The sequence below is a fragment of the Candidatus Defluviilinea gracilis genome (genome assembly GCF_057138825.1).
Window position 1 is genome coordinate 22,347 of the sequence record NZ_DBNHEF010000070.1, and the last position, 12,318, is coordinate 34,664.

12 protein-coding genes are annotated in these 12,318 nt (G+C 55.3%); 2 read left to right on the forward strand and 10 right to left on the reverse strand.

The features are described from left to right. Nucleotides 1–103 precede the first annotated feature (103 nt). On the forward strand, nucleotides 104–1,180 hold the full coding sequence (locus AC16KF_RS11765) for a [LysW]-lysine hydrolase (RefSeq protein WP_484037511.1): 1,077 nt from the start codon (nucleotides 104–106) through the stop codon (nucleotides 1,178–1,180). Nucleotides 1,181–1,368: 188 nt separating this feature from the next. Here AC16KF_RS11765 and AC16KF_RS11770 read toward each other — a convergent pair whose 3' ends face one another. The 10 genes from AC16KF_RS11770 to mreB all read right to left on the reverse strand — a co-directional run bounded on the left by AC16KF_RS11770 (nucleotide 1,369) and on the right by mreB (nucleotide 11,549). Then, on the reverse strand, nucleotides 1,369–2,067 hold the full coding sequence (locus AC16KF_RS11770) for a hypothetical protein (RefSeq protein ID WP_484037512.1): 699 nt from the start codon (nucleotides 2,065–2,067) through the stop codon (nucleotides 1,369–1,371). A gap of 55 nt (nucleotides 2,068–2,122) precedes the next feature. After that, nucleotides 2,123–3,601, reverse strand: coding sequence for a glutamate--tRNA ligase (gene gltX, locus AC16KF_RS11775; protein WP_484037513.1), 1,479 nt, complete (start codon nucleotides 3,599–3,601; stop codon nucleotides 2,123–2,125). Between the two features lie 99 nt (nucleotides 3,602–3,700). Continuing rightward, nucleotides 3,701–4,828 (reverse strand): FtsW/RodA/SpoVE family cell cycle protein, encoded by a 1,128-nt coding sequence (locus AC16KF_RS11780; RefSeq protein WP_484037514.1) that lies wholly within the window; start codon nucleotides 4,826–4,828, stop codon nucleotides 3,701–3,703. Nucleotides 4,829–4,953: 125 nt separating this feature from the next. Beyond that, nucleotides 4,954–5,223 (reverse strand): cell division topological specificity factor MinE, encoded by a 270-nt coding sequence (minE, locus tag AC16KF_RS11785; protein ID WP_484037515.1) that lies wholly within the window; start codon nucleotides 5,221–5,223, stop codon nucleotides 4,954–4,956. A gap of 1 nt (nucleotide 5,224) precedes the next feature. After that, on the reverse strand, nucleotides 5,225–6,022 hold the full coding sequence (minD, locus tag AC16KF_RS11790) for a septum site-determining protein MinD (RefSeq protein WP_484037516.1): 798 nt from the start codon (nucleotides 6,020–6,022) through the stop codon (nucleotides 5,225–5,227). Between the two features lie 16 nt (nucleotides 6,023–6,038). Then, nucleotides 6,039–6,722, reverse strand: a complete 684-nt coding sequence (gene minC / locus AC16KF_RS11795) for a septum site-determining protein MinC (protein WP_484037517.1) — start codon at nucleotides 6,720–6,722, stop codon at nucleotides 6,039–6,041. Nucleotides 6,723–6,769: 47 nt separating this feature from the next. Continuing rightward, complete coding sequence (locus tag AC16KF_RS11800; protein ID WP_484037518.1) at nucleotides 6,770–9,046, reverse strand: penicillin-binding transpeptidase domain-containing protein; 2,277 nt, start codon at nucleotides 9,044–9,046, stop codon at nucleotides 6,770–6,772. Then, a complete protein-coding gene (locus AC16KF_RS11805; RefSeq protein ID WP_484037519.1) occupies nucleotides 9,043–9,543 on the reverse strand; it encodes a rod shape-determining protein MreD in 501 nt (166 codons plus the stop codon). Before AC16KF_RS11805 ends, AC16KF_RS11800 begins: the two co-directional genes overlap by 4 nt. A 2-nt stretch (nucleotides 9,544–9,545) precedes the next feature. Continuing rightward, a complete protein-coding gene (gene mreC / locus AC16KF_RS11810; RefSeq protein WP_484037520.1) occupies nucleotides 9,546–10,385 on the reverse strand; it encodes a rod shape-determining protein MreC in 840 nt (279 codons plus the stop codon). Nucleotides 10,386–10,478: 93 nt separating this feature from the next. Further along, nucleotides 10,479–11,549: a rod shape-determining protein MreB gene (mreB, locus tag AC16KF_RS11815; protein ID WP_484037521.1), complete on the reverse strand. Its 1,071-nt coding sequence runs from the start codon at nucleotides 11,547–11,549 to the stop codon at nucleotides 10,479–10,481. Between the two features lie 90 nt (nucleotides 11,550–11,639). On the opposite strand from mreB, the gene udk reads away from it, so the two are divergent. After that, nucleotides 11,640–12,263, forward strand: a complete 624-nt coding sequence (gene udk, locus AC16KF_RS11820) for a uridine kinase (RefSeq protein WP_484037522.1) — start codon at nucleotides 11,640–11,642, stop codon at nucleotides 12,261–12,263. Nucleotides 12,264–12,318 lie beyond the last annotated feature (55 nt).

Genomic DNA, 12,318 nt, shown 5'->3' on the forward strand with positions numbered 1-12,318 from the left:
TGGTAACGGATTACAAAACGGGTAAACGGATGGAAAGCGGATTTGGCAACGGATTACAAAACGGATAAACGGATGGAAAGCGGATTTGGCAACGGATAAACGGATGAGTAACTTTGATACGTTAGTTGGTTTGGTTTCACAATACAGCCCTTCAGGGAGCGAGCGGCGGGCTGTGGAATGGCTGGTCCAGCGGATGAAGTCGCTGGGCTATGATGACGCTTTTATAGATGAAGCGGGCAATGCGGTTGGCGTGATGGGGAAAGGAGAAAAGCAAGTTGTTCTGCTTGGGCATATTGATACGGTGCCTGGGGAAATTAAAGTTGACCTCATTCCGCCCTCATCCCCAACCCTTCTCCCACAAGGAGAAGGGAGTCTGTACGGACGCGGCTCTGTGGACGCGAAAGGTCCGCTGGCGTGTTTTGTGGATGCAGTTGCAAATGTGGGAGCGCAAGAGGGCTGGCAATTTGTGGTGATTGGCGCGGTGGAAGAGGAAAGAGATTCGGAAGGGGCTCGTTTTGTCGTCAATCAATACAAGCCAGATTTTGCAATCATCGGCGAGCCGAACCATTGGGATCGAATCGCGTTGGGATATAAAGGGAGCGCGTGGGCGAATGTGGTCGTCAAACGCGAGCAGGCGCATACCGCCAGCGGCGAAGAGACTGCGGCAGAAGCGGCTGTGGACGTGTGGTTAAAAATCAAAGCGTATGTGCAGGGATTTAATGAAGATAAGAAAAGAGTCTTTGATCAGTTGTTATTAACTTTGCGCGGCGTGGATTCGAGTCAGGATGGCTTCGAGCAGAAAGCGACACTGAGAGTAGGTGTCCGCTTGCCTGTGGAAGTTGCGCCAGAGGATTGGTATCAGAAATTAGAAGAGATCGTCGAAGGCGTGGTTGTTGAAAGAACGGGTTTCGCCATCCCCGCGTGGGGATGTGAGAAAAACACTCCGCTGGTACGAAGCTTCTTAAGCGGAATCAGGTCGCAGGGCGGAGAGCCGCGCTTCGTTTACAAAACAGGGACTGCCGATTTGAACATCGTCGCGCCTGTGTGGAAATGTCCAGCGGTGGTGTATGGTCCAGGCGATTCGAGTTTGGATCACACGTCGAACGAGCATATCGAGTTGGAAGAGTATGCGCGGGCGGTAGAGGTACTTACATACACGTTGCGCAAGCTTATACATTGATGTTACGCGCCGTCCCATAGGTTTTCTTACAAACCTTGACTCGTCTGACTAAACCTGCGGGACGTTCTCCATAAATTATGTTACACAGAAATAAAAATTCCGCGCCGAAACCATCAGCGCGGAATTTCACTTTCCACTCTCTACTCTCTACTCTCTACTTTCCACTTTCTACGTACACCCCACCTCCCCTATTTCTTCGCCATCGCAGAGATCGCCTGCAATAACGCATTCCCAACGACCTGACCCGATTGCTGGCGGTGGGAACTTTGCCCGAGCGGTCCAGCCGCCATGAGAGCGCTGAGACCCGCTTGCAGATTGTCCTGTCCTTGATTCTTCGCGTTCATGAACGCCATGCCTGCATTAAGCAAGTCGCCCGCGTCGATGCCGCTGTCTTGTTGTTGTGGCTGTTGTGATTGAGTCACCGCGCCGAGGAGCGAACCGAGCAAATCCGCGCCGCCGCCCATTTGTTGTTGAGCGGGTTGACCTCCGCCGAGAAGCGACTGCACCAACATCATCGCGTTGTCTGGGTTGACAGACTTCTGTCCCTTGAATTGTTGCGCGGCTTGAGCGAGCCCTTGCGCGTACACTTGCGACGATCCGCTGGTGGCGTGCTGTTGAAGATACTGGCTCGCGTTGCTCAGTTGTTGCGAAGGTGACGCGCCTTTCTGCTCGCCCATCACCTGTGTAAGCATGTTGAACATCTGCACCATGTTGTCGCCATGGTTGCCGTTCTGCGCGTCTGCTTGATTCAACGCTCCTTGATTCGCCGCAAGCGCTTTCGCCGCCACGCCGAATAACGCGGACAGGTCCGCGCCGCCTTTTGCTGACGATTTCGCCGCGTTACTTGGAACTCTTGCCTTCCGTGTTGCTCCCGATTTTTGCGCCATGAGAAAAATTCCTTTCTGTGAATTGATATTCAAGAGTATAACAGCAAACGTTCGGTTACATTCGCTCTAAAATTCCAATCGCGTTTTGCAACCGCGACAACACTTTTTCGCGCCCGATGATCTCCATGCTCTCGAACAACGGCGGGCTGACCTTTTGCCCCGTCACGGCGACGCGCAATATGCCGAAGACTTGATTCGCGTTCAACCCCGCCGACTCAACGTACGCGCGCATCGGCGGCTCGGCAGTCTGATGCGACACGTCGGGCATTGCGGACAGAATCTCCAAACACTTCTTTGCGATCTCAGCGGACTGCTTCGCATCGAGTCCTTTCGCGATCAACTCATCGGGATTCGGCAATACTTCCTCTTTGAAGAAGAAACTCGCAAACGCGAGACAATCATCCAACGTGACGAGTCGCTCGCGGATGAGCGGCGTGATCTTGACCAGCGCGTCATTCTGGACATCCAAGCCTGCCGCGACAAAATACGGCTTGATCCGCGCCGACAGGTCTTCGGTCGTCAACAAGCGGATGTGAGTCCCATTGAAATGATCCAGTTTTTGAAAATTGATCGCCGCGGGCGAGGGAGTCAACGTGTCTATGCTGAAGCGTTGGATCATCTGGTCAAGAGACATCACATCGTCCTCGGCGACGCCCCACCCCATCAACGCGATCCAATTCAACACGCCCTCGGGTGTGTAGCCTAAATCTTTCATATCGTCAACGAAGACTGTACGGCCGTCCTTCATAACATCGGCATTGTCTCGCTTGCTCATCTTCCCTTTGCCGCTCGGTTTGAGAAAAATTGATAAGTGAATCCAAACGGGTTCATCCCACCCAAACGCGCGGACGATGTTCACATGAAGCGGAAACGTCGAGAGCCATTCCGATCCGCGCAAGACGTGGGTAATTTCCATTTCGTGGTCGTCCACCATCGCGGCGAGATGATACGTGGGCAGACCGTCTGACTTCAAGATAATCGTATCGTCGAGATATTTATTCTCGGTCACAATGTCGCCGCGCAGGTGATCATGCGCGATGGTAGAACCTACATGTTCCATCTTGAAACGGATCACATATTTCTCCCCATTGGCAATGCGCTTCGCGGCGTCGCCGGGATCGATCGCGCGGCACAATCCATCATAGAGGACACGATCTACTTTGCGGGCTTCCTGCTCCTTGCGCGATTGTTCGAGCCGCTCGGGCGAACAGAAGCAGGGATACGCCGATCCTTTTTGCACAAGTTCGTTCGCGCGTTGTTGATAGAGGTCGCGCCGCTCGGTTTGGCGATACGGGCCGAAGGTCCCGCCATGAAGCGGGCTTTCGTCGGGAGTGAGGCCGAGCCAATCGAGGCTCCGCATAATTTCATCTTCCGAACCTTCAACAAATCGTTTCCGGTCGGTATCTTCGAGGCGCAAGATGAACTGCCCGCCCGTTTTACGCGCGAGCAAATAATCGAAGAGCGCGGTGCGCGCGCTTCCGAGATGAAATCTCCCAGTTGGCGATGGCGCCATGCGTGTGCGTGCTGGTTTCAAAATAATCCTCCAAACGACCCCCACCCCAGCCCAGCCCTCCCCCAAAATCCGACGAACCCCATTTGGATTTTGGGGGAGGGTGCCGAAGGCGGGAGGGGGTCAAAATTCCAATTGCCTGAACCGCATGGCAACGCTTTCCACAAGCCCGATTCCGAGCATCAATGAAGTGAGACCGCTGCCGCCGTAACTAATGAACGGAAGCGGCAAGCCCGAGACGGGCACGATGTTCAAGTTTACCCCAATGTTGACCATGCCTTGAAAAAAGATCAAGATCGCCACGCCGTAAGCGATATTCATGCCCGCCACATCTCTGGCTTTTTGCGCGGCGCGCAAACACCTCCAAATGACCAACATGATAATGACAATGACCAACAGCGCGCCAACAAACCCAAACTCCTCCGAGATCGCCGAGAAAATAAAATCGGTATGACGCACTTTCAAGAAGCGCAACTGAGTCTGCGTGCCGTGACCATACCCTTGACCGGTCACGCCGCCCGAGCCGATCGCAATGAGCGCCTGTGACACGTTATAGGTCGCGCCGAACGTGGCGTCCTCTTCCGGGAGGATGAAATTCGCGATGCGATCCTGTTGATATTCCTGCAAGAACGGAATGCGGATTCCTGCGGCGGTCAAACCTACAATAGCGATAAAGGAGATCGTCCCAACCGCCCCCACCATAATGACATGCTTCACTTCCATGCCGTTCAGCCACAACAATGCGCCAAGAATGACGCTCAACACCACAACATTGCTGAGATTCGGCTGGAGCAGGATCAACCCAATTATGCCGGATGCCCATACCACCGCCCCGATCAACCAGCGCAGGTCGCGCGGCTGATTTTGAGTCGCCTGAAAGTAACGCGCCAATACAAGGATCGCCACGATCTTGGCAAACTCTGTCGGTTGCAGGAATAACACGCCTACCTGAAACCAACGCTGCGCGCCAAAAGCGGTTTGACCGAAACCGGTCAAGGTGACGAGAAACAGCAAAATGACGAGATACATGGGACGATACAGCGCCATCCAATAACGGTAGTCGATCGCGGCAACAACGAAGATCAGGACCAAGCCCGCCAGAGCGAAATAAATCTGGCGATTAATGAGCGGAAGCAATACTTCATTCCCCGCCACCGCGGATCGGATCATCGTGGTGCCGAAGGCCGTGGCAAGCACCACCGCGCCCAACAGCCAGAAGTCAAAGTAGCGCCATGAAATATTTTTTAGCATGCGTGGGAAGTCTTACAAAGTGCGTTTCTCTGTTCCAGCGGCAGTAGAACTGCCGCTGGAACCATTGACTTGTTCACAACCTACTTGTTCGCGCCGCAGTTGAACGGCGGCGCGAACACCATAGATTATTTCGTCTTTCGTGTTTTACGCCGCGCGGCTTTGAGCGGAATATCCGCCACAAGCCGTTGCGAGCGCCCATCATGCTCCACGCCGATCTGCATGGCTTTCGCGTCAATTTGCACGTGGCGGCTGATGGCGGCGATCAAATCATCCCGAAGCGCATCCAACTCAGCAGGCGTCAGATCCGTGCGGTCGTGAATCAGCACCAGTTGCAGGCGCTCTTTCGCGCTATCGGCGCTGGTTTTTTTTCCGAAGAATCGATCGAAGAATCCCATGTCACTTCCTCCCCGTCAACCGCTGGATGCGCTCCCAGAGGCTGCCTTGAGATTCCAAATCAAGGAATGGAACGGTTTCGCCCTTCAACCGTTTCGCAATATTGCGAAACGCCTGCCCCGCCCGGCTTTTCGGGTCGTACGCAACCGGCGCGCCACGATTGGAAGCAATGACCACGTTTTCATCTTCCGGCACAATGCCGATCAATTCAACCGCGAGCAAATCGAGCACATCCTCGGGCGAGAGCATATCTTTGCTTTTGACGAGCGCGGGATTCAACCGATTCAGGATGAGCGCCGCGGGTCCTTTTTCCTCCGACTCGAGGATGCCGATCACTCGATCTGCATCGCGTACCGCGCTGACCTCGGGGTTGGTCACCACGAGGACGCGGTCCGCGGCGGCGATGGCATTGCGAAATCCGCGCTCGATGCCGGCGGGCGAATCGATCAACACAAAATCAAAATCGGATCGCAACTCTTTTACCACCCGCACCATATCGCTGGCGGAAACGGCGTTTTTATCGCGCGTCTGAGCCGCCGGGATGAGGTACAAGTCGGGCAATTTCTTATCGCGGATCATCGCCTGTTTCAAGCGGCAACGCCCTTCGACCACATCCACCAAATCATACACGATGCGATTTTCCAAGCCGAGGATCACATCCAAATTGCGCAAGCCGATATCGCCGTCAAGACAAACCACTTTCGACTTCTCCGCCGCAAGCGCGACGGCAAGGTTGGCAGTGGCGGTGGTCTTCCCCACCCCGCCTTTCCCAGATGTAAGCGTAATGACTTTTGCAGGCATGTAGTTTTCCTATGGCTTATTTAGCTGACCAAAGTTCAGCGTGGATTTTTCCATCTTGATGGATGCGCGCCATCTCGGGCTGTTGAGTTTCGCTCGGCTCCAATGCGGCATACGATTCACCGGCAATGCGCGCTTGAGTTGGCGAAAGGTCGAGGGCGCAGATCACCGAGGCGGCATTGCCCTTTACCCCCGCATGAACCATCCCTCGCAAGCGACCCCAGACGATGACGCTTCCTCCGGCAACGATCTCCGCGCCGGGGTTCACATCGCCAAGCACCACCACATGTCCGGGATATTCAACACGGGCGCCGGAACGGAGCGTTTTATTCAAAAATAGCGAAGCCTCTTCGCCGGCATTTTCCGGGGCAAACGCCCTTGAATCTTCAGGCCGCGGCTTTGCGATTCGAGTTGCCAAACCGAGCAACTGCGCCGTTTTCTCTGTGGTCGGCGATTCACTGATAACCGCCCAGAGGAAGATGCCTCGCTCAGAAAGTTGATCGCGCAATTCCGCAAGATCGTCCACCTTCAACACTTGTGTCGCAACATCCAGCGCAAGGCGCGCGCCGTGAAAGAATGCGGGCTGAGAATCCACCTGGGTAAGCAACGCGGAACGCTGTTCATCCCACGGAGCGTCATCAATCGAAACGAGCAGTCCGTCGCGTATACCTTTGATCTGAAGAAGCGTTGTGGTGTCTTCCATGCGTTGTATCGATTGCGAAATTATAGCATGAAGTATTCGTTGAAGTTTTAATCGCCCCGCGCAAGGTCTATGGCTTTCAGTTCGAAGTATGCCTGCAACACGCGCGCCACGATCGGCGCGGCAACCGAACCGCCTTCGCCGCCGTTGTAGGCAAACGCAAGGACGATGATCTCCGGGTCGTCGAAGGGCGCGTATGAAAGCGTCCAGGCATGGGTGGGCCAGCGTCCAAAACGACAGCGGTCCAACACCCGGGCGACATCATCGCAGTATTCCGCCGTGCCGGTCTTGCCTGCCACCGCGATCGGTATCGGATAGAATTCTGTGAACACCCGGTGCAACGTGCCAAGCGGGTCTTCGGTTACCGCCATGCGCGTGCCAGTGCGAACCGCTTCGATGGTGGCTGGCAGGATGGTCTTCGTATTTCCGGTGAGGTCGCAATACCCTGCCTCGCAGCTCCATTCATTGATGATCGGTTCCACGGTCACATCCCATTTTATGTTTGGGGTAAATGGCGAGATCTGATAACTCCCGGCGGGCGGCAAGGGGAAAATCTTTGTTTCGTCCGCCATATTCACCCAAACCACGCGCTCGCGGCCATCGGCATCGGTCGTTGTCCGCTGTTCGTAAATGAAGAAAGTTTCGGGGTCGAACCACAACGGGACAACATGGCCTTCCCCGTCTTGCACTTCGCGGACGAGTGTGGGCTGCATGAGTTTGCCGCGGTTGGCGATCGTGGCGCCGGACATCAAAACTTGTAATGGCGTGCCCAGCACATACCCCTGCCCCACACTGGCGATGTACGTGTCGCCTGTGGACCAGTTTTCCCCGGTGTTGATGCGTTTCCACTGCGGGGATGGGACGAGTCCATCTTCCTCGCCGGGCAGTTGGATGCCGGAGCGGGCGCCATACCCCAACGCCCGGGCGTATTCGCCGAGACGGAAGATGCCGAGCCCCTCTTTGATCTCATCCTCAAACCCTCCACCGAGCTTATAAAAGCACACGTTACTCGAATAGGCGATACATCTGAAAAAGTCGAGCGAACCGAACCCGGCTTCATTGATCACGCCGTTGCGTTCATAGTTCCAATCCACAAATGGGCGTGAGTTGCGGTCGGTGCACGGGTCGGTGGGGCGAAACCGTTCGCACAATAACAACCGCCCAGGAGTTTCAACGATTTGACCAACCTGGATAACGCCTTCATTGAACGCGCCCGTGGCTGTGGAAAGTTTGAACGTGGAGCCCGGCGCCAACTCGGCAGAGATGGCATTGTTCACAAGAGGATGGCGCGGATCTTGCGCCAACTGCTCGTAGTAATAACCCGGTATAAAGCGGGCAAATCGGTTGTTTTCATAGGTGGGGTACGATACCATAGCAAGGATCTCCCCGGTCTTCGGGTTCATGGCAATCACCACGCCGCTGGAGATAAGGTGGGTCGCATCCAAACGAGTGTTCCAAAAATTGATCTCATCGATCAGCGAGGCTTCGGCGACCTTTTGCAGACGCGTGTCGATGGTCAGGGTCACGTTATACCCCGGCGTGGGAGGGATGGGCGGCTCGAGGTTGCGCAATTCTTCGCCAGCCACATCTTCTTGAATGACGCGCAGTCCGTTTTTTCCGAGCAGGATGTCATCCATGGATGTTTCAATGCCGGCGTACCCGATCTTATCGCGGTTGGCTACAAATCCGCGGGCTTCATATGCCGATTGAAAGGCGGCAGAGATTGGCCCGAGGAAGCCGACGACATTGGCGGTCAGCGAACCCGTCGGATAGTCTCGCACCGGCTCGATCTCCAACGAGACGCCGGGCCAATCGACCGAACGTTCGCGCACGATACGGGCAAGCTCTTCCCCGATATTGCAACTGATCTTGACCGGCACAAACGGCGCAATGGAATCGCCCAGCGCGACCATGTCTGCAATGCTGGGTCCCGGCACGCAAGCCGAGAACAACTTGGCGTTTTCCAGCGATTCATCGGTGACCGGACCGCCCGCCGGCACGCCCGTCAGTTCGGAAACTTCGCGATAAATCCTTTGTATGTCACCCTCATCGTCCGGCAAACCCGCCGGGGTGATGATCACATTATACGAAGCGATATTACGCGCCAAAATATAACCGTTGCGGTCATAGATGATCCCGCGCTGAGCCGGCACGCTGACCTCAGCCACATAATTTTCGACCGCCTGGTCGAGCCACTCCTGTCCGCTAAAAATTTGCAGAGACACAAGCCGCATAATGATCGTTGCAAGAACGAAGGCGATCACGCCATAGATCAGTAACAACCGCCAGGGCTGTGTTTGGAATTTATTCTCAGATTGATTACTCATTCAAACTCCGGGGCTGGGTACATCCAACGAGCAAGGTCGCGCATCACCGCGTAGACAGGGATGGCAAGAAGCATATTCAACAGGATACTCGGCAGGGTCAACAACCCCAACGTATCGAGAATGGGCAACGCTGTGCCGTTCAAGCGCAAAGCGCCCAACGAGACAATGTGTAAAAACAATGTGCCTAGAAAGGTGATTCCGAACATTGCCAGCAAAGGCGCCTGCCAAACGCGGCGTTGAAGGAGTCGCGCCAGAGTTACAACCAGAAGATAAGCGGCGAGCGGAACAAGGATCGGAATTCCCGAGACAAACCCAACCATCAACCCTGCCGAGATCGCCCAATGCCAGGCGGTATCCACGCCTTCTTGCAGCGCCCATGCCGCAAGGATCACCAGCGGCAGGTCGGCATGACCGGACAATAACGGAATGCGGCTCACAAGGGAAGATTGCAAGACAACCGCCAAAAGGATGATGGGAATCGCAAGAAGGTCGCGCATGGTTATGGAGTCGGGAAAAGGGGACCGATATCCACCGGGGTAAAGTTTACGATCACCAAAATAATTTGGAGGCGGTTAAAGTCCACCACCGGCTGGACCGTGGCTTGTTGAAATAAATCGAAATCGCGGGCGCGGATGTTGACCACCTGTCCGACGATCAAGTCCGGAGGATATCCGCCTCCCAGCCCCGAGGTGAGGACAAGATCGCCTGCCTCGACGTTTGTTTCCTGCGAGATCAATTCCAGTTCGAGGTCGCCGGTGACAGAGCCAACAAGCGAGGCGTCGGTCTCCGCGTTTTCCAATCTCACATTCACGTTCGAGGCCGGGTCGGTAATCAGTTGCACGCGCGCCGCGTTGGCAATCACCGCATCTACGCGCCCAACCAGCCCCTGGTCGGTGACGACCGGCATGCCGCGCAGGATCCCATCATTTGAACCGCGGTTGATGATCACATAATGCAAAAACGGACTCGGGTCGCGCCCAATCACCTCGGCGGCTTTGTAGGTATTGTCCGGGTTGGCGCGCGAAAAATCGACCAGCGCGGCGAGAATCTCTGTTTCGCCAACCTGTTGCTGGAGCTGGATCACCTGCGCTTGCAATTCAGAAACCTCCGCTTCGAGTTCCGCATTACGCTGGCGCAGAGAGGCGACATCGCGCGGCGCGGTCAAAAACTCCTGCACTGCGATAAAACGAGAGGAGAACCACGTCTGTAAATTGACCAGCGACCCTGTGAACACGTTCGATGCGGAGCTGAAATATCCCCCCAGCGCAAGCGCGATCACCCCGCCCACGACCAGAAAGATGATCGTTGTCTGAAGCGCGCGCGAAAAATTATTTCTCATTTTATTTCTTAGATCTTATCGGTAACAAGTCAAAACCTATGCTGGATGCTGATAAACGCAGATTTTTCTTTTTTGAAGATGAATTTTCACCCGTTACGCGCTGTGCCGGGTGCTGCCGCGCTCCAGCCCAACAAGATAACGGCTCAACTTATCGAAATCATCGAACACCATGCCAGCGCCGCGCGCCACACATGTGAGCGGGTCTTCGGCGACCCATACGCGCAACTTCACTTCATCCGTCAGGCGGTCCGCAAGCCCTTGCAAGAGCCCGCCTCCACCGGCAAGGCAGATACCGGCATCCATCAGATCGGCAACGATCTCCGGAGGAATTTCATCCAACGCGTCGCGGATCGTATCGATAATTACCTGCACCGACCCTGCCAGCGCCTCGCGCATCTCCACCGATGAAACTTCGATGCTTTCCGGCAAACCGGTCACCAGATTCCGTCCGCGCACTTCCATCGTTTTCTCCGGCTGAAGCGGATACGCCGAACCGATCTTCCATTTGATCTGCTCCGCAACCCCTTCACCGATGAGCAGGTTATATTTATTTCGCAAATACTGCACAATATCCTGGTCCATCTCATCGCCAGCCACGCGCAACGAACGGGAGGCGACCACGCCGCTCATAGACATCACAGCCACTTCTGTCGTTCCGCCGCCGATATCCACCACCATACTGCCGCGAATTTCACCCATGGGCAAACCAGCCCCCAATGCCGCGGCGATCGGTTCCTCGATCATATATGCCGCGCGCGCGCCAGACGCCATCACCGCGTCATACACGGCGCGTTTTTCCACTTCCGTCACGCCGGTGGGAATTCCCACTACCACGCGCGGGCGCGGAAGCGGCACAATATTTTGCTCGTGAACCCTGCCAATGAAGTATTCCAACATCACCTGGGTAATATCGAAGTCGGCGATCACGCCATCGCGCAACGGGCGCACAACCGCCACATTGCTCGGCGTGCGACCCATCATTTCCTTCGCCTCCAAACCGATGGCAAGCGGCTGACGCAAGCGCTTATCAATCGTCACCCAGGAAGGTTCGTTGATGACAATTCCCTTGCCGCGCACGTTCACCAACGTGTTCGCAGTCCCCAAATCGATCGCAATATCCAGTGAAAATAAGCCCAACAGCCAATTAACCGGGTTGAACGCCAAGGCAGGCTCCTCGATAGCAATTCTTCATACTTGTCGAAGTATTATACCTAACAATCATCAACATCGTGAAATCACGTATAATCGCCCCGTATGAAACATCCAGACCCTCTCGTCATTGGTATTGCAGGCGGCTCAGGCTCTGGAAAGACCACCGTTGCGCATGCCATCCTCAGCAGGGTCGGGCGCGACCGCATCGCCTTTTTGCAACACGACTCGTACTACAAAGACCTTAGCGGATTGCCCCCCGTTCAGCGGTCGGAAATCAACTTCGACCACCCCGACTCGCTCGAATCGGAATTATTGATCGAACACATCGCCTCCCTCCGCGACGGGCAGCCTGTGGACGTCCCCGTATATGACTTTGCCACCGACCGGCGCACAGACCAATCCTTCATCGTCCAGCCGCGCAGTGTTATTCTCGTGGAAGGTATTCTTATTTTCACGGAAGCCAAATTGCGAAAAATGTTCGACGTGAAGATCTTCGTAGACACCGACGCCGACCTGAGATTCATCCGCCGCCTCGAGCGCGACATCCACGAACGCGGGCGCAGTACCGAATCGGTGATCGCGCAATACCAGGCGACTGTCCGCCCCATGCATCTCGAGTTTGTCGAACCCTCGAAGCGTTACGCCGATGTGATCATCCCCGAAGGCGGATTCAACACCGCCGCGCTGGATATGGTCGTGGCGCGCATCGAAGCGCTATTAAAATAAGACCTCACAGGGTTTCGCGAAGCGTCCTGCGAGGTCTCAAAATCAAAGGAGAATA